This is a genomic window from Paracoccus aestuariivivens (assembly GCF_009711225.1).
GTDB classification, from domain to species: Bacteria; Pseudomonadota; Alphaproteobacteria; order Rhodobacterales; family Rhodobacteraceae; genus Paracoccus; species Paracoccus aestuariivivens.
On sequence record NZ_WMIE01000004.1, the window covers coordinates 106,948 to 129,334 of the forward strand.

Consider the following 22,387-nt stretch of genomic DNA (forward strand, 5'->3'; position numbering starts at 1 on the left):
CCCATGGCATTCATAGAAATCGAGCGGCTTGAACGCAGCATCGGCGGCAACAATATCCTGAAAGGTATAGATATCTCGTTAGAGAAAGGTGGCTTTCTGGTTCTGGTCGGCCCTTCGGGCTGCGGCAAGTCGACCCTTCTGAACGCGATCGCGGGCCTGCAGCCGCCGACCGCAGGCGATATCCGCATCGACGGAGCCAGCGTACTGCGTCTGCATCCGTCCAAGCGCGACATTGCCATGGTGTTCCAGTCCTACGCGCTTTATCCCAACATGACAGTCAGCCAGAATATCGGCTTTCCGCTAGAGATGTCGGGCGTCGCGAAACCCCAGCGCACCGCAGATATCGGCGCTGTCGCAAAGACACTGCAGATCGAACACCTTCTGGATCGTCGGCCCGGCCAGTTGTCGGGCGGACAACGCCAGCGCGTTGCCATGGCGCGGGCACTGGTCCGCAAGCCGCGCCTGTTCCTGTTCGACGAGCCACTATCGAACCTTGATGCCAAGCTACGTGTCGAGGTCCGTGCCGAGATCAAACGCCTGCACCAGAAAACCGGCGCAACCATCATCTATGTAACCCATGACCAGATCGAGGCGATGACGCTGGCGACCCAGATCGTCGTGATGAAGGACGGCATCATCCAGCAGGCAGGAACGCCAGCGCAGATCTACAGCCAGCCCGCCAATATGTTTGTCGCGGATTTCATGGGATCTCCGCCGATGAACATGCTGGAAGGCCGCGTAAGCGATGACGGTCGGAACATGCAGCCAAGCGCCGCGCCCGAGACGGTCCTGCCCTTGCCCGAACCACTTGCGCCGGGTCGCAAGATCGTCCTTGGCATCCGCCCCGAGAATATCCTGACGTCCGAGACCGACGGACTGGAACTGCCGGTGGAAATCGTCGAGCCGACCGGTTCGGATATCTTCGTCTGGCTTAGACTGGGCAGCGCTCTGCTGACCGCCCGACTGCCCGCAAGCGATGACCCCAAGCTAGACGATGTGCTGCGCGTCGGCTGGGAGCCGAGCCGCGCGGTTGTCTTTGACGCAACCACGCGGCAGCGGATCGGTTAGGCCCGATTGGCGGGCCTGACCCGTCGTTCAAGCATCGGTCAGAACAGCCACAGCACGATCCCCACCCAACGCCGAGAAGGCACGCTGACGGCAGGTCAGGACGATGATCTGCTGGTCCTTTGCCACCCGATGCAGGGCATTGAACATCGCCTCGATCCGGTCGTCGTCGCTATGCACCAAGGCATCGTCAAGGATGACCGGAACCGTCTGGCCCGCTTTGGCGAACAGCCGTGCAAATGCCAGCCGCGTCAGAATGGCGATCTGTTCACGTGTCCCGCCCGAGAGGATATCCAGCGTTTCCTGTTGGCCGTTCCGTGTCAGGGCAACGGGCAGCAACGTCTGATCGTCGATCTGCATTTCGGCACCCGGATGGATTTCGGCCAGCAGCGGTTCGAGTTCGCGCAGAACCGGCGCGAAATAGGCATCGCGGGCTTGCTTGCGGGCATCCTCAAGCGTGCCGCGCAGACGTGCGAGGGCCTGCACTTCGGCCGCATATCGCGCCTCGCGGGCTGTCGCCGCGGCCAGCCGCCCGCGGGTTTCGTCAAGAAGTTCCTCGATCCCCTGTTCGGCCAATGCGCCAATCGAACCGTTGAGGGTCGCGAATTCGTTGCGCAAGCTGTCGCGGCGCGTCCGGGTTTGCGTCACCACCGATTGAGCACGCGACAGTTGCGCCGAGATCATCTCAAGATCGGGCGCCTCCTTTTCAAGGCCGTCACAGAATGTCCAGGCTTCGGACAGGCGGGCGCCTTGGGTGACCAGATCGGCGCGCAGGGATTGCAGGCGGACGGCCAAATCCGAAGCCGCGCCGGCATCAAGCCGCGCGGTTTCGGCGGCCCGTTCGGCCGCCTGACGCGCCGAGTTGGCGGCGGCACGCGTCTCTCTGGCAATGACCGCACGGCTATGCACCTCGGTCGCACGGGCTTGGGCCTGAGCGATGGCCGCTTGGACATCGACAAGCGCGGCCTCCAGCGCAACCGGATCACCGGCTTCGCCGCTGACCGCACCAGCGTCGATCTGGGCGCGGGCAAGTTCCTGACGCAGAACGTCCAGTCCCTGCGGCGCGATTTCCGCCAGAAGTGCATCCGTCGAGGCAATCGTTGCCCCAAGTCGTTGCGTTTCAGCCAGCTTCTGACGCGCCCCGGCCAAGGACGAGGCATCGCAGACCAACAGCTTCGACTTCAATGCAGCCTCTGCCTCGGTCCGGCGTCGGGCCAGATCTTCTCCGGTGCCGGAACCGGGATCGACACGCATCGAACCGATGCCGGGCAACAGAAAATCACGGGCTGCGTCGATCAGGTGGCCGCCATCCGGCAGTTCCGTTCCATCGACGGAAATGCGCGCCGCCCCATCGTATCGGACCGAGACGCTGACGGACTGTGCTTCCAGTTGCGCTGAAATCCGGTCCAGCACCTCGCGCGCCGCTTCGGCTTGAGCAAGACGCGCGGGCGTAACCACGATCACCCGCTGCAGCGCAAGGTCGTTTTCACGGCTACGGCGCAGGTCTTCGGCGCGGTGCAGCGCCTTTTGCAAGGCCTGCGCACGGTCCCGCGCGGCTTCGGCAAGCCGCGCGCGCTGTGCGACGTCGAACCGTCCGCGCAACTCCTTCTCCTGTTCCTGAAGCGAGGTCAGCGTCGAGGCCGACGACCGGTCCAACTTGGCAAGTTCTTCGGCACGGGATTCGGCCTCGTTTGCCTTTCCGGTCGCACCGTGCAGATCCGCCTCGGCAATAACCAACCGTTCCGAGAGCTGTTCAAGCCGTTGGATTTCGGTTTGGGTTCCAGCTTCGGTCAGTTGCGCAAGCTTCAGCGATTGCCGCGCTTCCGCCAGCTTTTCAGCATATGCAACGGCGGCTTTCTGGGTCTGTTCGGCTTCGACAAGGCGGTCACTGCGCTGGCGCTCGGCTTCGGGATCGTCAAGCTCGCTCAATTGGCGCATGACATCGGCACGACGAGCAAGATCCCCCGACAGCCGCGCTGCCTTGTCGGCAAGCTCGGCCTCTTGCATGCGCAGGGTTGCCATTTCGTCGGCTGCCTTCGCCCATTCGCCACCGGTTTTGGGCTTCAGGGTAGAGGTCGCAAGGCGGACCAGTTCCTGACCGATCCGCGCCAGCACCGCATCCAGCCGGCGTCCGCCTGTCATCAGGTCAATCTCGCCCGCGACCGAGGAAAGCAGATCCCGACGGGTATTCAGACCCCGTTCGCGTTCGTTCTTTTCGTTCGTTGACCCGCCTTCAGGTTCGATGCCCAAAAGCCCCTGACGAACCCAAAGCAGCCCCGAAGGACCAGAAAGGCCGTTACCCAGCAACCGGTCGATCCAGGCCTCGGCCTCGTCGTCTTGTGCGATCAGACGCCCCGTACCATCCAGAACGCGCGCCGTTGCACGCGAAAGCCAGCGTTTCTCGATACGGAAGCGACCTTGAGGAAGGTCGATTTCCAACGCGATTTCGGGCGCCCCCCCCGCATGGGGTTGCAGTGCCTTGACACTTTGCTTGGTGCCGCGGTGACGCTCGAAGAAAAGTGCGTGCAATGCGTCGAAGAAGGTCGATTTACCGAATTCGTTCGGTTCGGACAGGACCGTGATGCCGTCGCCGATACCCGTTATCCGCGCGGTACGACCGGAAAAACGGCGCACATTGGTCAATTCGATGCTGCGGATTTTCATTTCTGCACCTCGAGCGCGATAGCATAGAGGCGCGCCAACGCCGAAGCCGATATTTCGCGGTCGGCAAGCGAACGGGCTTCGTCTTGCGCTTCGGCCAGCAGTCGTTCGGCCGCCTGTCGCAATGCGCCAGCGCGGTCGATGCGATCCAAATCGTCCGGGCGCGTATCGGCCGCAAGTCCGCCGAAGTCATGTTCGAACCAGCCGAAATCAGGTGCGATGGCCAGCGCCTCTTGCTCAAGTGCCGTTCGCTCGGCCAAGGGTAACCGCCCGCTTACGATCAACCTGACCAGCATATCGCGACGTTTATCGACTGTGGGCAGTACGCCCGCCAGACGCGACAACGCGTCGTCGCCCGGAAGCAGATCCACGGCTAGGCTCCGCCACGAAAAATGCCCCGTCTCGACCACATCGACCTCGAGGCTGCCGCCAAGCGAGACAAGCAGCGCCCCTGCATTCGTGTCGTGTTTGAAACCGTCGGCTTCGGGTGTGCCAGCATACCACGTCGCGGCACCGATCCGCATCCGTCCGTGCCAATCGCCAAGCGCCAGATAGTCCAATCCCGACAGCGTCGCGCGATCCGGAGGGATAATTCCCGCAACCCCTTCCTCGCCCGAGAAATCGGTGATCGCGCCGTGGCCAAGGCCAATGCGTAAATGCCCTGCCGGAGTGGCCGCACCCATCGACTCGGTCAAATCACGACCGGGCCTGCGCTGCGTGCATGGTGCGGGCAAGACCGTCACCCGAGGCGCGATCTCGAACGGCGCGGCATCGGTCACCGCGCGCAGGTTATCGGGTCCGTCGGTCGCAATCCGCCGCCAAAGTTCGGATGCGGCCAGACTGTCGTGGTTGCCCGGCAGCATGATCCACGTCAGATCCCGTTCGGCTGCCATGGCACGCAAAGCGTGGCGCAGGGTTTCCGGCGACGGGGTTTCCGCGTCGAACGTGTCACCGGCAAGCAGCACGGTCGTCGCACCGCCCTGCCTCGCGGCGTGAGCCAATCTGGCGATGCTGCCATGGCGGGCTTCGCGCAGGCGGTTGCGGATCGCCTCGGGATAAGCACCGAATGCCTTGCCCAGATGCAGGTCAGAAGAATGCAGGAAACGGAAATTCACCAAATACCCTTTGAATTGGGTTCAAATATTGATTGTCTATCTGGATGGATTTCCCAGCATTTTCCAGAGGATTTCACCTTCAACCCGTCATGTGACGCGCCGGAATCAACCGGCCGTACCCAAATCCGGTTCCGGAACGGGGTTGCGGCGTATAACACTATTTCCGCCAAGTCTGGCGCGAATGCGGGCTCAACCTGCCGGACTTGCCGAAGGATCGTTCAACAGATCCCCCGCAATCTGGCCGAGCAAGTCGGCCAAACCGTTCATCAGTTTCTCATGACTGGTCGATTTGCGCCAGAACAAGCCGATCCTGCGGCGGAACTGGTCCGAGGCGACGGGCAGGACCGCCATTCCTTCGGTCTGACGGCATGCCAAAGCGGGCAGCAAGGTCATGCCGACGCCGGCAATCACCATCTGGCGCAGGGTTTCAAGACTGGTGGCGCGGAAATCGTCATATTCGCGCGCACCGGCATTGCGGCACAACTCGAGCGCCTGATCACGCAGGCAATGGCCCTTTTCCAACAGCATAAGGTGCTGACCGGCCAACATGTCCGGCCCGATCGGCGGATTTTCCCTTGCCAAGGGATGGTTGTCCGGCACGGCCAATCGGAACGGCTCGTCGAAAAGCACCCGCCCAGTCAGGTGGCTATCCATCACCGGCAAGGCCAGCAACGCTGCATCAAGGTGACCGTCGACCAATTTGCGGGTGAGGCTGCTGCTTTTTTCCTCGGTCAGCATCAACTCGACGCCCGGAAATTGTTTCAGGAAGCGCGGAATGACGCGGGGCAGAAGATAGGGGCCAAGGGTCGGAAAAACGCCCAGATGCAGGCTGGGCGTTCCGGTTTCGCGCAGATTGTCGGCCTCGGCGCGGATCTGCGCCACCTCGTCCAGCACGCGGCGGGCGCGGGCCAACAGCAGACTGCCCGCACGGGTCAGCGCAACCTTGCGCGGAGAGCGCTCGAACAACGGCAAGCCGAGCTCATCTTCAAGCTTGCGGATCTGCGCCGAAAGAGTCGGTTGGCTGACGCCGCAGATCTCGGCTGCGCGGTGGAAGTTGCGCTGATCGGCAACCGCAACCAGATACTCCAGATCGCGCAGCTTCATCTTTTGCCTCAGGCCGCCTTTTCGGCAACCGGCAGGCGGATCAGGTGATCGAATGCCGCAAGCGAGGCCCGCGCCCCTTCGCCCATCGCGATCACGATCTGCTTATAGGGCGCGGTGGTGCAGTCGCCCGCTGCAAACACACCCGGAAGCGACGTCGCGCCATGCGTGTCGGTGACGACCTCGCCGCGCGGCGACAGGGTCAGCGTGCCTTTCAGCCATTCGGTGTTTGGGACAAGGCCGATCTGGACGAAAATCCCTTCCAGCGGCAGATCGACGATCTCGCCATTGGTGCGGTTTTCATAAGCCAGACCGGTGACACGCTTGCCGTCGCCTTTGACCTCGGTGGTGCGGGCGTTGGTCAGGATCGTGACGTTCTTCAGGCTTTTCAGCTTGCGTTGCAGCACCTCATCGGCGCGCAGGTGCTTGTCGAACTCGATCAGCGTGACATGGGCGACCAGACCCGCAAGGTCGATCGCCGCCTCGACGCCGGAATTGCCGCCGCCGATCACGGCGATGCGCTTGCCCTTGAACAGCGGGCCGTCGCAATGCGGGCAGAAGGCCACGCCCTTGTTCATGTATTCCTGTTCGCCCGGCACACCCATGCGCCGCCAGCGCGCGCCGGTCGACAGGATCACGGAGGCCGCCGTCAGGCTTGCCCCCGAGGCCAGCGTCACGCGGAAACCGTCCTTGACGGCGTCCAGACGGGCGGCTTGTTGGCCGTTCATGATCTCGACATCATATTCGCGGACATGGGTTTCAAGCGCGCGGGCCAGTTTCGGGCCTTCGGTATGGGGGACCGAGATCAGGTTCTCGATCGACATGGTGTCAAGGACTTGCCCGCCGAAACGCTCGGCGAGGACGCCGGTGCGGATGCCTTTGCGCGCGGAATAGACCGCCGCCGCAGCGCCGGCAGGACCGCCGCCAACGACCAGAACGTCGAAGGGGTCTTGCGCCTTGATCGCCTCGGCGGCGCGGTCGGCGGCTCCGGTGTCGATCTTGGCAAGGATTTCCTCGACGCCCATGCGGCCAGCGCCGAAGACCTCGCCGTTCAGGAAGATCGTGGGAACCGACATGATCTGGCGGGCATCGACCTCGGGCTGGAACAGCGCGCCGTCAATCGCGACATGTTCGATGCCGGGGTTCAGCACCGCCATCAGGTTCAGCGCCTGCACCACATCGGGGCAGTTCTGGCAGGACAGCGAGAAATAGGTTTCGAAGCGGAACTGGCCCTTCAGCGCGCGGATCTGGTCCTGCAGCGCCTGTTCGACCTTGGGGGGATAGCCACCGACCTGAAGCAGCGCCAGCACCAGCGAGGTGAACTCATGCCCCATCGGCAGACCTGCAAAGGTCAGGTGGATGTCGTGGCCCGGAGAGGTCAGGGCAAAGGACGGCACGCGCGCGCCATCGTCGCCGCGGGTGACGGAAATCTTGTCGGAAAGGCTGCGGATATCGTCCAGCAGCGCCAGCATCTCGCGCGATTTCGCGCCATCATCGGCATGGGCCGTGATCTCGACGGGGCGGGTCAGGCGCTCAAGATAGGCTTTGAGCTGGGTTTTCATGTTGGCGTCAAGCATCGCGGGTCCTTTCCGAAAGCGGGTGGTAGGGGCCGGAAAGCCGGCCCCGGCCAGATCAGATCTTGCCGACGAGGTCGAGCGAGGGTGCGAGGGTCTCAGCACCTTCTTGCCATTTGGCGGGGCAGACTTCGCCCGGATGCGCGCGGACATATTGTGCGGCCTTGATCTTGCGCACCAGATTTGAGGCGTCGCGGCCGATGCCTTCGGCGGTGATTTCCATCGCCTGAATGACGCCATCGGGGTCGACGATGAAGGTGGCGCGGTCAGCCAGACCCTCTTCTTCGCGCATGGCGTCGAAGTTGCGGGTGATGATGCCGACAGGGTCGCCGATCATGGCATATTCGATCTTGCCGATGGTGTCCGAGCTATCATGCCATGCTTTGTGGGTGAAGTGGGTGTCGGTCGAGACCGAGAACACTTCGACGCCCATTTTCTGTAGTTCGGCATAGTTGTCAGCGACATCGCCCAGTTCGGTCGGGCAAACGAAGGTGAAGTCGGCCGGGTAGAAGAAGAAGACCGACCATTTGCCGAGCGCGTCGGCTTCGGTCACTTCGATGAACTTGCCCTGCTTGAATGCCTGAGCCCTGAAGGGGCGGATTTTCGTATTGATGAGCGCCATGATCGGTCCTTTCCAGAAGTGCTGACCGCTTCCTATGCAGATGCAGCATGCGAGGGAAATTGATTAATCTAAACACATCGATAGATTTTATCTATCATTCCGCCGTCCGTTCGATTTATTAGTTAATTTCAGATAGATACTTTGTGTATCTGCGAAAAATGAAACGATGCGCCTTATGCATGGCAGCTATGCGGGCAATTTCCCGCGTTCTCCGTCAGGACGCAGGCCGCGCGGGGACATCAGATTTTTCCCCGTAGACATGACCGCAGCTGGAATGGCCAGGGATTTACAGGTGGGTTAACTTCTCAAGGGATCGTCATGTGTCAGGTTGATATTGGGGTGTGCGGCGAATATCTGCAGGACAATCTCGAAAAAGGTCTCACCTTCTCCACGCTCAACGGCGTCAAGCTGCGCTTGAATATGCCGCGTGTTGTATCCGACAGGTTGCGCCAACTTGCCAAGCAGCCAATTCCGCGTGGTCCCGACCCCCAGATCCTGACGGCTTTTCCCGATATTCTTCCAATGGATACCCACCGACATTGCGCCGTTCAGCGCCCCGTATCCACCGTAAAGCATGTCATCCAGAGCATCCAGACTATGACCCAGTCGCCAATCCTCGTTGGCCATGAAGACACGGTTGATCTCTTCATAAAAACCATCGATGCCGTCAAAGCTGCCACCGTCAATGGTCAAGGTAAGGACAGGTTTCGTTTCCTCCGCCCGCCCTTCGCAGCGCATTTCCAGAAGATCCGCGACGCGGTCGACGTCGCATAGCCTGCTTGCGGAAATCCGGCGCAAGATCAGGTCATTGCGATTGCGCAGCAACGCAGCTGCGCCGTTGTCGCCGGTCAGATGCCCCAACCGGTAAAACAGCGCGCGAGGAAGCAAGGCAGGTGGCATCGGACGCTTGCCTTTGGCCATCGCGGGGTGGGTGAGGCATCCCCGTACAACCTCGACAAGATCGCAACGCGCCAGACGGGGCATATCGGCCAGTAGCAGCAAGACATGGCTTGCACCGCTATTTCGGGCGGCCTTGATCCCGGCGGCAAGACTGCGGCTTTGAGATGAACGGACATGACCGATCAGCACGGGGCGCAGGCCGCGAAACAACCCCGAATGGCGGCTGTCACGCAGAACGACGAACCCCCGACAACGTGGCAGTCCTTGCAGGGTCCGGACGATATGGGCGGCCAAAGGACGTCCCTCAAATGCCGCCATCAGTTTGTCCTGACTGCCAAAGCGGCGCGATTGGCCCGCTGCCAGTACGACGACGGCCAGTTTCACCTTTGGTTCGCTTCGGCCAGCACTTCGGCCAGAACCGAGGCCGCCAGAGTCCGGGGATCGCGTGTCGAGGGGATGACGCCAATCGGCCCACGCAGCCTGCACAATTGACTTTCGGGTAAACCCATCGCACGCAACTCCTGCAAGCGCCGCTCGGCGGCCCGCCTGCTGCCCTGCGCTCCGACGTAGAATGCGGGGCTAGCCAGCAGATCGCACAGGATCGCGGGTTCATGGTCGTGATCGTGAAAGAACAGTACAGCGGCGGTAAAGGGATCTATGGCAACCTTCTGCACCGATCCGGTTAGGCCCAGTTTCTGAACAGATAGTCCTGATAGCGCGGACAGCGTCTCGGGATCGGGCGAGTGCAGCGCCGTTTCATAACCCGCGCCAGAGGTCATACGGGCAAACGCAATCGCCTCGGGGCCTTTGCCGAATACGGCAAATCTTGGGTCGGGATCGACCGTCAGATCCAGCCAGCCGGACATGGGTTTAACAGAGAGGCCCGCCGCGGAAATCCAGATCTGCAACCGTTGTCGGGCATCCAGATGGCGCTTCAAGCGGTCTTGAGTTTCCACGTCGGGCGCAGGGATGACGCAGATATCCAGACCACCGCCACAGGGCAGTTCCAGATCGCGGAAGGGTGAACCCATTCCGTAGCGCAGCAGTAACCCCTGCCCGCACGCCGCAGCGCGAGTGGCATGAACCGCAATATCGGCGTCGATGCAGCCCGATGACAGCGATCCACGCAGGCTTCCATCGACCGCGAGTACCATCGTCGCTCCGACTGGCCGGTACGAGGGACCATCGGTCCCGACGATAAAGGCCAAGGCTACGGCAGGAGGACCGGCCAAAGGCAGATCGCTGGCGCGGACCAAGGCGCGCGGAACCATATCCACCTGAATGCGCTGATCTTTCAACTTGGTCCCTGCGAGTTGCCTTGTTTTACTATAGAACGCCAGTTCCGGCTGAACAGCCCGCATCTAACCCGAGTCCTCGTCGGTAATCAGGGCGAGCTCGCGCATCTCGGAGCGATCAAGAACGCGGATATCCTCGGGCGGGGTGCGCAGGGCATAGGCCATCAGGCGCAGGTCGATGCCCATCTCGGTCAGGTAGTCCATCACGCTGGCCTGCGCGCGCTGCACATCGCTGACCGCCATGAAGGCAGGCAGCAGGGTGTTCTTGCCAAAATAATGCTGATGCACTCCGACTACGGCAGTGTCAGCGACTTCGCGTGTCGTGCCCGCCGCCAGCAGATAGGGACAGGCCGAGAGACAGACCGCCCCTTGCCCGACCTCGGTCGCGTAACCCGCCGCCCGAATTGTATGGCCCATAGCGAGTGCGTCCGACACCGATCCGCCCGAACTATCCAGCAAAACGCGGCTTGATTGCGGCCGCGTACTGTCCAGCCATGCAACGAACCGATCCGCGTCTCCGGGCGCGATCTGACCGGTTATGCGGATGATGTCGGCATCACTGGCAAATTCCAGCTTCTCGGGCATGGGGCGCATGGCCGGAGCACCAGTTCCAGCGGGTCGAAGATCGGGACGATAGGGCCTGATGCTGGGGCCCTGCGTCGAAGGCGCGAACAGGTTCGGGGCCGCGTTTCCTGTACCATGTCGCAGATCAAGCGCCACGATGGCAGTACCCAGAACGACCTGCGAAAGAAGCACAAGCTTGATGGCTGCCTGCGGCGTCGACAGGAACCGCATTTCAGCTATCCGGCTTCGTCAGGGCGCGCGGGGCCTCGGCGGCACTGTCGGCACGGCGCAACTGATCCGCTGCAGCAAGGGCTGCCCGCAATTCGCCGACGGTCATCCGCTCGTCCGAGTCATGATCGCCGCGCCCGCGACGGATCGCCGCCTGCACCACCATGATGATGAAGACCAGAACGGCGGGCAGCAGATCGATCGAGATCGCCCCAGCCCAAGCCGGCACGAAGTTCCCGGCATAGACAATCACCGCATCAGCTGCCGAGATCGGCGCATAGACGGCCTCATCGGGCTGCGGAAGTGCCTCGACCTCGGCGGCTGCGCTGGTCAGGGTGCTGGCGCGCTGCTCGACAAGGCTCAGGACCGAATTGATCGTGCTGGACTGGCCCGCCCGCATCTCGGCGGTCGAACCGTCCAGCTCGGGCAAGACGACCGCATCCGACAGATCCTTGGCCGCGCGGGCGACCAAGGGCGCAGGGTTCAACTGGCGAAGCTGGGTGATCAGGCCCGCCAGCTGGACTGCATCCTCGGAGAAACGGACCGTCCGGTCCTCTAGCGGCCCCGGCTCGACCGAGGTTCCGCGCATCCGCGACAGGATGGCATTGCCATCGGCGAAGGTTGTCTCGATCGGTTCGGCCACGCCCGCAAGCTGCGCCTCGAGTGCCTGAAGTTCGGCGCCTTTCTGGGTCAGCACGCGAAAAACCGCGCCACGGCCCGAAAAACCAGACAAAGTGCCTCCGGCTTCCTGCTGGGACAGATCGTCGAAACTTTGCCGGACCCGCGCGACATCGCGCGCCAGCGACTGGCCAGCGACCGCATTCGAATGCGCACGCTCCAGCGACGCCTGATAATGCTGGACCGTATTGGCCATATGGGTCTCGACAGCGGCGCTGCCAGCAAGGGCGGCAGCGTTCAGCCACGAGGACATAGCGACAATCGCCACGCAGCCCAATGCCATCGTCAAAAGCAGCCCCACCCGCGACGCGGCGCTGCGGACCGCTGGCAGCAAGCGCATCATATAGGACCAGAAGACGAAAATCCCGACCGAGACGGCAATCGAGTAGGACAGCGCCGCGAAGGTCGTCCACAGGCCCGGATTGTCCAGCAGCGTCCGCACGCCTAGATAGGTATAGATCCCCGATGCCGCCGCCAGCACGCCAAGCGCGGTCGAGGAAAACGTATCGAGCCAGTCTAGATGGCGCTCAAGCTCGCGCGCGTACCGGTCTCCGGAACGGCTGGAACCCGAACTTTCGCCTGTCCGTGGCATGTCACTCATGCGGTCCTCGCGCCAATGATGTGGTTACGAAAGCAAGCTAGTCGGATATCGCCTGTTTCTCAGGCCATAACTGCTCACGCATCTTCACAGTCGCGCCAGATCGGAATGATTATCTTAGCTTGGACAGGCGGCTCCGGTGTCGATCCACGCCCGCGTCAACGCACCGAACAGCTCCTGACTGCCCGGAGCGGGTGTCCGCCCTTCGCCGGGTTCCCAGCCCCAACCGACCAGTCCGTCATGGGCATTATGTTCGTGCAGATCCTCAAGCGACTTGCCGCCATTGCGTTCGGGGTCTTTGATCTGCGTGCAGATGTCAGCCAGACTGGCCCCCTGCCAGCCCATGCTGACCGGAGCCAAGGACCACGGCTCATGCCCCGGAATGCTGCCGCTTCCCGACGTCAGCTGCATGTTGGCCGTCCCGTGGCACACGTTGCAATTCATCCCCGCCGCTCCGAAATCGGCCTCGCCCCGGACAACCGGCGGCGAGTGCGGATGCATGTCGTCACCCTGTGTCGGCCCTCCTGTCACGGGATGGCAGTTCAGGCAGCGCGGATGGGTCAGCACCTTGCCCATTTCCTCGAACAGCGCGACCGAGCGCGCCTGTTCATCTGCAATTCCCGCGAATGCATCGGGACCGGAAAGCCCATCTTGCGCCCAGACCGGAGCCGCGCAGAAAACAGCGGTCGCAACCGCCCACATCACATGCTTCATGACATCGCCCCGCCGATCGGCAGATAGTGCTGGATCTGGCCCGACAAGGCGCGCCATGCGTTCGCCATCGCCGGTCCAAGCGGAGGAACGCCCGGCTCTCCGACACCGGTCGGGTCGGCCTCGCTGGCAATGATCGCAACCTCAACCGCGGGCATTTCCGATATCCGCAGCATAGGGTAATCGTCGAAATTCGATTGCTCGACCTCGCCGCCCTCACCAAGTGTGATCCTGCTATGCAGCACCGTGCCAAGCGCATAGCCGATGCCGCCCTCCATCTGGGCGCGGATGATGTTTGGATTGACCGCGATCCCGCAATCGACCGCGCACCAGACGCGCGTGACCTTGGGAATCCCCGCCTGATTCTCGACCTCGACCACCTGCGCGACATAGGTGTTGAAGCTTTTCGCCCAAGCGATGCCGTAGCCCTTGCCGTCACGCACCGGTCCGGTCCACCCCGAGATTTCGGCGACTTTCTCGATCACGCCGCGCTCGCGCAACGCATCTGCGGGCAGCAATTCCAGCCTACCTTGCACCGGATCCTTTCCGGCTGCCTCGAGCACCTCGTCAAGGAAGGTTTCGACCGCATAGGCCGTATGGGTATGGCCGACCGAGCGCCACCACAGCACCGAAACCGGACTCTCCATCCGCGCCCAGCCGATCCGCCTTGCGCCGAACTGATAGGGCAAGCCCGTCGATCCCTCGAACGAGGAATTGTCGGGGCCGCCTTGCAGCATCGCTTCCAAAGGCGTGCCCATCATGATGGATTGGTTCGCGACAGTATTCTCCCACGCGATGATCTTGCCCTCGGCGTCGATACCCGCACGGAAGCGATGGACGGTCATCGGACGATAATAGCCGCCCTTGACGTCATCCTCGCGTGTCCAGACCAGCTTGAAGGCTCCGTCGCGTCCTGCCGCCTTGGCGATCTCGGCCGCCTCGGATGCAAGATGAGCCGAGCCCTGCGCGCGTCGCCCGAACGACCCGCCCGCAAGCAGCACGTTGATCGAGACATCCTCGACGGGAATGCCCAGAACCGCGGCGACGGTCGGGCGGTCGAAAGTCGGAAACTGGCTGCCAAACCACATTTCGGCCTTGCCGCCCCTGACTTCGATCACCGCATCCAGCGGCTCCATCGGGGCATGGGCGAGGTAGGGAAAGCGGTATTCGGCCTCAAGCACCTTGGCGGCGCCCGACATGACCGAGACGTCACCCTTTTCCTCGACCGTGACACCGCCTTCGGCTGCGGCCTTGGCGAAAGCGTCAAACATCTGGGCCGAACTGCGGGTTTCCGCCGCGGTGTCGTCCCACTTGACCACCAAGGCATCGCGGCCCTTCAGCGCAGCAAAGGTATTCGTCGCATAGACCGCGACGCCCGAGCCGATCTGGCGCACCATCTCGACCCCTTTTACCGCCAACGCCGCCTTGTCGTCGAACGAGGCCACCTTGGCTCCGAACTTCGGTGGATGCGCGACAACAACTGTCAGCATGCCATCGCGGTAGACGTCCAGCGTGAACTGCGCCGTGCCATTGGTCTTGCCAACCGTATCCAACTTGGGCCGGTCCTTGCCGATCAACACGAACTGGTCCGCCGTCTTGACCGGAGGATCATCAGGCACCGGTTCCTTCGCCGCCGCAGCTGTCAAGGCTCCGAAACCTGATTTGTGCCCCGAGGCCGCGTGCGAGACGGCTCCGGCCGCGACCGAAATCTCGGCCGCCGGAACACCCCATTCCCTGGCGGCGGCCGCGACCAGCATGGCCCGACAGGCGGCGCCCGCCTTGCGCATCTGCATGAAGCTATTCGCCATCGCGGTCGATCCGCCCGTACCCTGCAAACCGAAGGCAAGATTGGCATATAGCTGGTCATTGGCCGGAGCGCCCTCGGCCCGCATCTGCGACCAGTCGGCATCCAGTTCCTCGGCGACCAGTGTCGCAAGTCCGGTATAGGGGCCCTGCCCCATTTCGATATGTTTGATCAGCACGGTGACGATATCGTCTGTGCCGATCCGGATGAACGCGTTCGGTGCAAACGGTCTTGCGACGGTCATCTGCGCCCGACCGCGCCCCAAAGGCAGCATCAGGCCCAGCGTCAGCCCCGCGCTACCGGCCAGAAAACCCCGGCGGGTGGTAATCACGCCCATGGCCTAACCCTCCAGCGTTTTTGCGGCGTCGTGGATCGCTTGCCGGATGCGGACATAGGTCGCGCAGCGGCAGACATTTCCGGCCATGGCATCGTTGATGTCACCATCCGTCGGCTTCGGGATGGCCTGCAGCAATGCCGTCGCCGACATGATCTGGCCAGACTGGCACCAGCCGCATTGCGGCACGTCGATCGCGGTCCAAGCTGCACGCACGGCGTCAGCCTCGGGGCCCTCGATTGCTTCAATGGTGACGATCTCGCTGCCCTCGACCATCGAGATCGGCGTGACGCAGGACCGGCGCGGCATGCCGTCCAGCATCACGGTACAGGCGCCGCATTGTGCAATCCCGCACCCGAACTTAGTGCCGGTCAGCCGCAACTCGTCGCGCAATACCCAAAGCAGCGGAGTGTCCGGATCAATGTCGAGATCATGGTCCCGACCGTTCACACGAAAGGTGGTCATGCCTGGCCTCGTTAGCTGGGCTACCCGACCATGATGCGCCGCAACCGTTTCAGGTCAAGCGCGAATTCCGGCAATTGCGGTGCAACTAGGCAACCGACGCAGTTGTGATCACGGTTCCGCGCATATTAACCATTTGATTAGATGACTCTTGTATCCGTTTTTGCGAGAATGGAGCATCAAGGAAACTCGGCCTCGTTTTGGCCGGACTTTAGGGTTTAAAACCGTCTCGGGTTCAGACGTAGTTAACTGGTGTAATTATTACAGATTGAGGCCTCGCTCATGACGACAGAGCCAAACTCGAGCAGCATTGCGGTTATTGTTGTGAATTTCGGAACGGCCAATCTGGCAATCGCCGCGGTCGAAAGCGTTCTTGCCCGTGAACACGGCGACCGCATCATCGAAGTACATCTCGTCGACAATGCCTCGCCCGGAAACGATGCCTCGGATTTCCTGCGCATCCACCAAGAACGGTCATGGGGGGAGCGCGTCACATTGTGGCTTGAAACCGAGAACCACGGCTTTGGTCGGGGCAACAATGTCGTCATCGACAGGCTGGCACACCGCTCCGACCCGCCCGATTACGTTTTCTTGCTGAACCCCGATGCCGCCTTGGAAAACGAGGCCTTGGTGATCCTCGCGGACAAACTCGATGCTTCTCCGGAAATCGGGGCTGTCGGTGCGGGGATCTCGCTGCCCTCAGGAAAGCCTGTTGCGGCAGCTTTCCGATTTCCTTCGGCAATCCGCGAGTTCGTTCAAGCCGTGAATTTCGGACCGCTGACGCGATTGATGTCGACCAGTTTGGTACCCTTGCCCGCGGATCACCCCGAGGGGGCAGTCGATTGGGTGGCGGGCGCTGCCGTCATGTTCCGCATGTCCATCCTGCGTGCCGAGAAAGGCTTTGATCCGGATTTCTTCCTTTACTACGAAGAGGTCGAGTTGATGCACCGCATCCGGCGGGCGGGGTATCAGATCCACTACGTCCCCCGCGCGCGCGTGCAACATGCCGAAGGCGCGTCGACCGATGAAAAAAGCCAACGGCAGGAACGTCGCGGTCGTCCGGCTTATTGGTATCGTTCCTGGATGCTCTATTACGTCAAGACGCGGGGTCAGCGCGGGGCGATCCTTGCGGGGCTGGCATGGATCGCGGGTGCATTGATCAATATTCCACTTTCCATTCTGCGCGGAAAAGGCCCAATAATGCCCAAGAATTTTCTGAAAGATTTTCCAAGGCTTGTGATGCTACCCCTCTTGATGGGCAAGATCGATGTTTGACGGTCAAGGAGACTGGCAGGAGCGCGCGGTCAAGGATCGGCGGTTCGCCCCCTCGCTTGGCGATCGCGACAACAACCCTTCCGGGATTGGCTTTTGGGCGTTGGTGGCGGAAGATTACCGCACCCATGGCCGCAGGTTTTTCGCCGACGGTTTCGAGGTGCTGTTCTGGCATCGCTTCGGCAACCTGCGCATGGGGATGCCCAAGCTTCTGCGCGCACCGATGACGCTGCTTTATCGCTTTATGTTCCACGTCGTTTCACGCCGCACCGGCATCTACCTGCCCTATACGGTCCGCGTTGGCAGGCGGGTGAAGTTCGAGCATTTCGGAGGGATGATCCTCGTCGCTCAATGGATCGGTGACGATGTCGTTCTGCGGCAAAACACGACATTCGGCATCGCTCGCGTCGACAAGCTGCATGATCGTCCCGTGATTTGTAACGGCGCAGAAATTGGCGCAGGTGCGGTCATCCTTGGCGCGGTCAAGATCGGTGAAGGTGCGGTTGTCGGGGCCAATGCCGTCGTCCGGCACGATGTCGACCCCTATATGATCGTCGGCGGTGTTCCGGCCAAAGTGATCGGCTCGATCGACGGTCGCAATGCGGCAACTGGCCATTCATCCATGCGCGACGGGATGCGTCTAGCCAATGAACCGTCCGGTCCTAATCCAACCAAACCGCTCAGTAAAACCGCAAACCCCCGACGTCAGGCTTTTCCGGACAAGCGAAGCGATCTCAACGCGTAAGACTTCAAGCTCCTAGCGGAAGGGGGAAAACACGATCATAAGCCCAATTGAATACAAAGGCATAGACCAGATAGAACAGCGCAAAGGCTATCTCCATAACCAGCGCCTCGCCCAATCCGATGTCCAGATACCATGCGATGAACGGCAGGAGCATAATCAGCAACCCGCCTTCAAACAGAACGGCATGGAGAACGCGCAGCGGCATGGTCTTTCTCACTGTTCCCAGGACGCGTTTCATGACTCGGTCGAACAGCAAATTGTATAGATAGTTCCAGCCGGTGGCGATCGACGCACCGACCACAGCCATCACGCCCACCTCATGAACCTGCAATCCGAACCCCAGTGCCCCTAGCGGGGTTACAATCGCAAGGCCCAATAGCTCAAAGCTGATCGCGTGCCGAATACGGTCAGAGGTCGTGCGCATAGTTTCCCCATCGCTGGTCCGGGCCGTCCCGGTATGGTGCCCTGATGGGGGAGGTCGTCCTCGCGGGTTCGTCGTAGAGGAAATCCCGCAGGATTGTCCAGCCCCCGGACGACTGCACGAGTGGCGCGATAGTACGGATCATGCTGAATGGGAAAGGGTTGCGATCAGGTGGCCGAAAAATCGGCCCACCTGACCGCACCCTCTGAACCATCAACCAAGCAGTTCGTGCATCCCTGCGTCGGCCAATCGCTACGCGTCTGCCTGAACACCAGCAAGTGCCGTCGCGACCACATCACGCATCGGCGTTGTCGGACGCCCGATCAGACTGGACAATTGCTTGCTGTCGTCGAACAACGCGCCCTGCGAAGCGCCGGAATCCCAGCTTGCGATAGCCGCAGCCAGCGGCTTGGGCAAACCCACGGCCTCCAAAGCGGCAGCATATTCGGCTTCGGGAAGATCACGATAGGGAATGTCGCGGCCAGTCTGGCGCGAGATCTCGGTCGCCAAACCGGTCAGTGTGTAGCTGTCGTCACCGGCAAGTTCGTAAACCTTGCCATCATGTCCGTCGGTCGTAACAACTTTTGCCGCCGCCAAGGCATAATCCGCGCGCGAAGCAGACGAGATGCGTCCGTCCTTGACGCTGCCGATGAGTGCGCCGTTCGACAATGCTGCGGGGATCGAGCCAGCGTAATTCTCGGTATACCAGCCATTGCGCAAAATAGTGGTGCGCAAACCCGAATCCTTCAGCATTTGTTCGGTTTCGCGATGCTCAACTGCAAGGCTCAGCGGCGAGCTATCCGCATGAAGCAGGCTGGTATAGACAATGCGGGATACTGCGGCCGATTGCGCGGCCGTGATGACATTGCGGTGTTGCGCTGCGCGCTGGCCAACCTCACTGGACGAGATCAGCAGCAGCGTGTCGACCCCTTGCAAAGCGCGCTCGAGCATTTCGACCGAGTTGTAATCGGCCTTGCGGGTCGGGATGCCAAGATCGCTGGCTTTCTCGGGGTTGCGTGCCAAGGCCACGACATCGGCCCCCTGCAAAGCCTTGATGACTAAGCGTCCCAGTTGGCCTGTCGATCCGGTAACTGCGATGGTCATATTTTGTCCTTCCGGTTTTGATCAGGCAGATGTAGAAGCAGTCCTAACTTTTCGGAAGTACGCACGTTAATGTAAGTATGGAGATGGCATGTCGCTGTCAGAGAAATTCCGGCGTGGCGATCTGATGGCGGCAGAATGCCCCTCTCGTCAGGTGCTCAAGCATGTCACCAGCCGATGGGGTGTTCTGGTCCTGATCGCGCTTGAAGGCGGGACGCACCGCTTCAGCGAGCTGCGGCGCATGATCGGCGGCGTAAGCGAGCGCATGCTGGCCCAGACCCTGCAATGGCTCGAAGCCGACGGACTGGTCTTGCGCACTGCCTATGAAGTCGTTCCCCCGCATGTCGATTATCGCCTGACCCCGCTGGGGGTCGAGGCCGCCGGCAAGGTCCGCGTTCTGGCAGACTGGATCGAAACCAACCTACCCGAAATCACTGCCAACTGGTCGGATTGGCAGCCGCGCTAACCCTGCCGCAGACTGCTGGCGCGGCGCGTTGACAGAATAAGGTTAGTCTCGGACGTCATAACCCCGTCCATGTTACGGATACGGCGGATGACGTCATCAAGTTCCGCCAAGGATTCCGTCGATAGCTCGACGATCATGTCCCATTTGCCATTGGTCGAATGCACCGCCATCACCGCGGGCATGCCGGTCAATCGCGCGGTGATCCGATCCCCGCCACGACCTTCGATCCCGATCATCATCAAGCCTCGCACCGGCGCGACCGAAATGTCCGAGCGCGTCAGCACGATGAAGCCGGCGATCTCCCCTACCGACTTCAACCGGTCCAGGCGCGTCCGAACGGTCGCGCGGCTGACCTTCAGCCGCTCGGCCAGTTCCGAGATGGATGCGCGACCGTCCCGCCGCAACTCGGCAATAATTCCGTGATCAAGATCGTCCATAACGGTAGCAAGATATATCAATTTGCGAAGTTAGTTTGCCAAATTAGCAAAACATCCGATTGAAGTCACCACGAAGCGGCGAAATTTCTATGTCAAAGGAGATTTGAATGAGCAGAATTTCATTGATCGGTGCGCCGGTGGATTCAGGCCAACGCCGCCGCGGTTGTCTGATGGGGCCAATCGCCTATCGCGTCGCGGGGATCGAACCGTTGCTTGCCGAATTGGGACATGACGTGACCGATCTGGGCGATGTCGCCTTGGGCGAATTGCCGCAAGCCGATTGCGTGAACCCGACTGTCGACCAATTGCCCGAGACATTGGGATGGACCCATGCCCTGCGCCAGCGGGTTGCCGAGGCGCTGGAATCCGGAACCATTCCGGTAGTGCTGGGGGGCGATCACAGTCTGGCGCTGGGTACGGTCACAGGTTCGGCCGAACATGCCGCGCGGGCGGGTCGCCCGCTGTTTCTGCTATGGCTTGACGCGCATAGCGACTTCCACACCCCGCTGACGACAGAATCCGGCAACCTGCATGGCACTCCGGTCGCCTATATCGCAGGACGCGAGGGCTTTGACGCCTTCCCGCCTTTCCCGCTTCCCGTTCCGGGCAAGAATATCTGCATGTTCGGAATCCGGTCGGTCGACAGCGCGGAACATGCTGCCCTTCGCACCACCGAGATCACCGTCAATGACATGCGGGTTCTGGATGAACGCGGTATCGTCGCACCTTTGCGGGAATTCCTTGATCAGGTGCGCTCGGCAGATGCTATGCTGCATGTTAGTCTAGACGTGGACTTTCTTGACCCCTCGATCGCGCCCGCCGTCGGGACCACCGTTCCGGGCGGTGCGACCTTCCGCGAGGCTCATCTGGTCTGCGAATTGCTGCATGAATCCGGTCTGATGACCTCGCTCGATCTGGTTGAACTGAACCCATTCCTTGACGAACGCGGCCGCACCGCCCGCCTGATGGTCGATCTGGCCGCTTCGCTTTTCGGCAAGAAGGTCTTTGACCGTCCTACCCGCAGTTTTCTCTGAGGCATCATGCTAACACCGTCCCAAACCGCCTACGTTCCCTTTGTCAGCGTCGAGAACATGATGCGGCTGGTCCTGCATATCGGGATCGAAAAGATGCTGACCGAACTGGCCGCCGAGATCGAGTCCGATTTTGCCCGCTGGCCGCTTTTCGACAAGACTGCCCGCGTCGCCAGCCATTCCGATATTGGCGTGATCGAACTGATGCCGACCTCGGATGGCGAGACATATGGTTTCAAGTATGTGAACGGTCATCCCTCGAATACCAAGCAGGGGCTGCAGACCGTGACCGCCTTTGGCCTGTTGGCAAGCGTGGCAACCGGTTATCCCCTGATGCTGTCGGAAATGACCATCCTGACCGCATTGCGCACCGCCGCGACCAGCGCGATGGCGGCAAAATGGCTGGCTCCCAACGGTGCAAGCGTGATGGCGATGATCGGCAACGGCGCTCAGGCAGAATTCCAGGCGCTGGCCTTCAAGGCGATTTGCGGCATCCGCGAGGTCCGGCTTTACGATATAGACCCCCTCGCGACCGAAAAATGCGCCAATAACCTCAAGGATCAGGGCTTGGCTGTCATCCGCTGCACCAGCGCCGAAGAGGCAATCATGGGTGCCCAGATCATCACCACCTGCACCGCCGACAAGCAATACGCAACGATCCTGAGCGACAACATGGTCGGCACTGGCGTTCACATCAACGCGGTAGGTGGCGACTGCCCCGGCAAAACCGAGTTGCACCGAGACATCCTGCTGCGCTCGGGGATTTTCGTCGAGTACCCGCCCCAGACCCGCATCGAGGGCGAAATCCAGCAGCTTGACCCCGATCATCCCGTTACCGAGTTGTGGCAGGTCATCAATGGTACAGCCGAAGGCCGGTCGGATGCGCGCCAGATCACGCTGTTCGACAGCGTCGGCTTTGCGATCGAGGACTTCTCGGCGCTGCGTTATGTCTACTCGCGACTGAAGGGCACAGGGCTGTTCCAGAATCTCGACATGATCGCCGATCCCGATGACCCGCGCGATCTGTTTGGCATGATCTTGCGCGCCGGACAGGCCTGACAACGCAGCGCGGCCCGACGGGGTCGCGCCGCATTCGAACACGTCGGGAAATGACGCGGATTGCTCGCGTCAGGTCACATCTCTGATCGCCTTATCAACGCATTAGCTGGAACGATCTGGTATGGATTTACTTCCGTCGCCAA

The 22,387-nt window shown here is 61.4% G+C and carries 21 protein-coding genes; 6 read left to right on the plus strand and 15 right to left on the minus strand.

Going from position 1 to position 22,387, the window contains the following annotated elements:
- Positions 1-3: 3 nt before the first annotated feature.
- Complete coding sequence (locus tag GL286_RS09385) at positions 4-1,068, plus strand: ABC transporter ATP-binding protein (protein WP_155095301.1); 1,065 nt, start codon at positions 4-6, stop codon at positions 1,066-1,068.
- Between the two features lie 27 nt (positions 1,069-1,095).
- Here the strand turns inward: GL286_RS09385 and GL286_RS09390 are convergent, their stop codons facing one another.
- The 12 genes from GL286_RS09390 to GL286_RS09445 all read right to left on the minus strand — a co-directional run bounded on the left by GL286_RS09390 (position 1,096) and on the right by GL286_RS09445 (position 15,715).
- The gene (locus tag GL286_RS09390; protein ID WP_155095302.1) at positions 1,096-3,729 is read right to left on the minus strand and encodes an AAA family ATPase; all 2,634 of its coding nucleotides are present in this window, start codon (positions 3,727-3,729) and stop codon (positions 1,096-1,098) included.
- Entirely contained in the window at positions 3,726-4,841 is a 1,116-nt protein-coding gene (locus tag GL286_RS09395) for a metallophosphoesterase family protein (RefSeq protein ID WP_343038858.1), read from the minus strand. The genes GL286_RS09390 and GL286_RS09395 overlap by 4 nt, the downstream gene beginning before the upstream one ends.
- Positions 4,842-5,030: 189 nt before the next feature.
- Positions 5,031-5,945, minus strand: coding sequence for a LysR substrate-binding domain-containing protein (locus GL286_RS09400; RefSeq protein ID WP_155095304.1), 915 nt, complete (start codon positions 5,943-5,945; stop codon positions 5,031-5,033).
- A gap of 8 nt (positions 5,946-5,953) precedes the next feature.
- Positions 5,954-7,519 carry an alkyl hydroperoxide reductase subunit F gene (ahpF, locus tag GL286_RS09405; RefSeq protein WP_155095305.1) on the minus strand — a complete coding sequence of 522 codons (1,566 nt, stop codon included), beginning with the start codon at positions 7,517-7,519 and terminating at the stop codon, positions 5,954-5,956.
- Positions 7,520-7,574: 55 nt separating this feature from the next.
- Entirely contained in the window at positions 7,575-8,138 is a 564-nt protein-coding gene (gene ahpC / locus GL286_RS09410) for an alkyl hydroperoxide reductase subunit C (RefSeq protein WP_155095306.1), read from the minus strand.
- A 297-nt stretch (positions 8,139-8,435) separates the two neighbouring features.
- Positions 8,436-9,422, minus strand: a complete 987-nt coding sequence (locus tag GL286_RS09415) for an NTP transferase domain-containing protein (protein WP_155095307.1) — start codon at positions 9,420-9,422, stop codon at positions 8,436-8,438.
- Positions 9,419-10,336: an XdhC family protein gene (locus GL286_RS09420; RefSeq protein WP_170295129.1), complete on the minus strand. Its 918-nt coding sequence runs from the start codon at positions 10,334-10,336 to the stop codon at positions 9,419-9,421. The genes GL286_RS09415 and GL286_RS09420 overlap by 4 nt, the downstream gene beginning before the upstream one ends.
- Before the next feature lie 63 nt (positions 10,337-10,399).
- The gene (locus GL286_RS09425; protein ID WP_155095309.1) at positions 10,400-11,128 is read right to left on the minus strand and encodes a COG3904 family protein; all 729 of its coding nucleotides are present in this window, start codon (positions 11,126-11,128) and stop codon (positions 10,400-10,402) included.
- A 1-nt stretch (position 11,129) separates the two neighbouring features.
- Positions 11,130-12,395, minus strand: a complete 1,266-nt coding sequence (locus GL286_RS09430; protein ID WP_155095455.1) for a hypothetical protein — start codon at positions 12,393-12,395, stop codon at positions 11,130-11,132.
- Between the two features lie 123 nt (positions 12,396-12,518).
- Entirely contained in the window at positions 12,519-13,115 is a 597-nt protein-coding gene (locus GL286_RS09435; protein ID WP_246184893.1) for an Isoquinoline 1-oxidoreductase subunit, read from the minus strand.
- Positions 13,112-15,253, minus strand: a complete 2,142-nt coding sequence (locus tag GL286_RS09440) for a xanthine dehydrogenase family protein molybdopterin-binding subunit (protein ID WP_155095310.1) — start codon at positions 15,251-15,253, stop codon at positions 13,112-13,114. The genes GL286_RS09435 and GL286_RS09440 overlap by 4 nt, the downstream gene beginning before the upstream one ends.
- A gap of 3 nt (positions 15,254-15,256) precedes the next feature.
- The gene (locus GL286_RS09445) at positions 15,257-15,715 is read right to left on the minus strand and encodes a (2Fe-2S)-binding protein (RefSeq protein WP_155095311.1); all 459 of its coding nucleotides are present in this window, start codon (positions 15,713-15,715) and stop codon (positions 15,257-15,259) included.
- A 279-nt stretch (positions 15,716-15,994) separates the two neighbouring features.
- On the opposite strand from GL286_RS09445, the gene GL286_RS09450 reads away from it, so the two are divergent.
- Positions 15,995-16,987: a glycosyltransferase family 2 protein gene (locus GL286_RS09450; RefSeq protein ID WP_155095312.1), complete on the plus strand. Its 993-nt coding sequence runs from the start codon at positions 15,995-15,997 to the stop codon at positions 16,985-16,987.
- A 331-nt stretch (positions 16,988-17,318) separates the two neighbouring features.
- Positions 17,319-17,729 (plus strand): serine O-acetyltransferase, encoded by a 411-nt coding sequence (locus GL286_RS22915; RefSeq protein WP_425496094.1) that lies wholly within the window; start codon positions 17,319-17,321, stop codon positions 17,727-17,729.
- A 4-nt stretch (positions 17,730-17,733) separates the two neighbouring features.
- Here GL286_RS22915 and GL286_RS09460 read toward each other — a convergent pair whose 3' ends face one another.
- Together GL286_RS09460 and GL286_RS09465 are read right to left on the minus strand one after the other, a co-directional pair.
- Positions 17,734-18,153 (minus strand): PACE efflux transporter, encoded by a 420-nt coding sequence (locus tag GL286_RS09460; protein ID WP_155095314.1) that lies wholly within the window; start codon positions 18,151-18,153, stop codon positions 17,734-17,736.
- A 249-nt stretch (positions 18,154-18,402) separates the two neighbouring features.
- Positions 18,403-19,254 (minus strand): SDR family oxidoreductase, encoded by an 852-nt coding sequence (locus GL286_RS09465; protein ID WP_155095315.1) that lies wholly within the window; start codon positions 19,252-19,254, stop codon positions 18,403-18,405.
- Between the two features lie 88 nt (positions 19,255-19,342).
- On the opposite strand from GL286_RS09465, the gene GL286_RS09470 reads away from it, so the two are divergent.
- On the plus strand, positions 19,343-19,717 hold the full coding sequence (locus GL286_RS09470) for a winged helix-turn-helix transcriptional regulator (RefSeq protein WP_155095316.1): 375 nt from the start codon (positions 19,343-19,345) through the stop codon (positions 19,715-19,717).
- Here GL286_RS09470 and GL286_RS09475 read toward each other — a convergent pair.
- Positions 19,714-20,154, minus strand: a complete 441-nt coding sequence (locus GL286_RS09475; protein WP_155095317.1) for an Lrp/AsnC family transcriptional regulator — start codon at positions 20,152-20,154, stop codon at positions 19,714-19,716. The genes GL286_RS09470 and GL286_RS09475 overlap by 4 nt on opposite strands.
- Positions 20,155-20,261: 107 nt before the next feature.
- Between GL286_RS09475 and rocF the strand changes: the two genes are divergently transcribed.
- Both rocF and GL286_RS09485 read left to right on the plus strand, forming a co-directional pair.
- Positions 20,262-21,188, plus strand: coding sequence for an arginase (gene rocF, locus GL286_RS09480; RefSeq protein ID WP_155095318.1), 927 nt, complete (start codon positions 20,262-20,264; stop codon positions 21,186-21,188).
- Between the two features lie 6 nt (positions 21,189-21,194).
- Positions 21,195-22,244, plus strand: a complete 1,050-nt coding sequence (locus GL286_RS09485) for an ornithine cyclodeaminase (RefSeq protein ID WP_155095319.1) — start codon at positions 21,195-21,197, stop codon at positions 22,242-22,244.
- Positions 22,245-22,387: the final 143 nt, after the last annotated feature.

Excerpts from the sequence above, each read along its gene's own strand:
- GL286_RS09385 (WP_155095301.1), top strand. The coding sequence starts at position 4 with ATGGCATTCATAGAAATCGAGCGGCTTGAACGCAGCATCGGCGGCAAC.
- GL286_RS09390 (WP_155095302.1), bottom strand. The coding sequence starts at position 3,729 with ATGAAAATCCGCAGCATCGAATTGACCAATGTGCGCCGTTTTTCCGGT.
- GL286_RS09400 (WP_155095304.1), bottom strand. The coding sequence starts at position 5,945 with ATGAAGCTGCGCGATCTGGAGTATCTGGTTGCGGTTGCCGATCAGCGC.
- ahpF (WP_155095305.1), bottom strand. The coding sequence starts at position 7,519 with ATGCTTGACGCCAACATGAAAACCCAGCTCAAAGCCTATCTTGAGCGC.
- ahpC (WP_155095306.1), bottom strand. The coding sequence starts at position 8,138 with ATGGCGCTCATCAATACGAAAATCCGCCCCTTCAGGGCTCAGGCATTC.
- GL286_RS09425 (WP_155095309.1), bottom strand. The coding sequence starts at position 11,128 with ATGCGGTTCCTGTCGACGCCGCAGGCAGCCATCAAGCTTGTGCTTCTT.
- GL286_RS09430 (WP_155095455.1), bottom strand. The coding sequence starts at position 12,395 with ATGCCACGGACAGGCGAAAGTTCGGGTTCCAGCCGTTCCGGAGACCGG.
- GL286_RS09435 (WP_246184893.1), bottom strand. The coding sequence starts at position 13,115 with ATGAAGCATGTGATGTGGGCGGTTGCGACCGCTGTTTTCTGCGCGGCT.
- GL286_RS09440 (WP_155095310.1), bottom strand. The coding sequence starts at position 15,253 with ATGGGCGTGATTACCACCCGCCGGGGTTTTCTGGCCGGTAGCGCGGGG.
- GL286_RS09445 (WP_155095311.1), bottom strand. The coding sequence starts at position 15,715 with ATGACCACCTTTCGTGTGAACGGTCGGGACCATGATCTCGACATTGAT.
- GL286_RS09450 (WP_155095312.1), top strand. The coding sequence starts at position 15,995 with ATGACGACAGAGCCAAACTCGAGCAGCATTGCGGTTATTGTTGTGAAT.
- GL286_RS22915 (WP_425496094.1), top strand. The coding sequence starts at position 17,319 with ATGATCCTCGTCGCTCAATGGATCGGTGACGATGTCGTTCTGCGGCAA.
- GL286_RS09460 (WP_155095314.1), bottom strand. The coding sequence starts at position 18,153 with ATGCGCACGACCTCTGACCGTATTCGGCACGCGATCAGCTTTGAGCTA.
- GL286_RS09465 (WP_155095315.1), bottom strand. The coding sequence starts at position 19,254 with ATGACCATCGCAGTTACCGGATCGACAGGCCAACTGGGACGCTTAGTC.
- GL286_RS09470 (WP_155095316.1), top strand. The coding sequence starts at position 19,343 with ATGTCGCTGTCAGAGAAATTCCGGCGTGGCGATCTGATGGCGGCAGAA.
- GL286_RS09475 (WP_155095317.1), bottom strand. The coding sequence starts at position 20,154 with ATGGACGATCTTGATCACGGAATTATTGCCGAGTTGCGGCGGGACGGT.
- rocF (WP_155095318.1), top strand. The coding sequence starts at position 20,262 with ATGAGCAGAATTTCATTGATCGGTGCGCCGGTGGATTCAGGCCAACGC.
- GL286_RS09485 (WP_155095319.1), top strand. The coding sequence starts at position 21,195 with ATGCTAACACCGTCCCAAACCGCCTACGTTCCCTTTGTCAGCGTCGAG.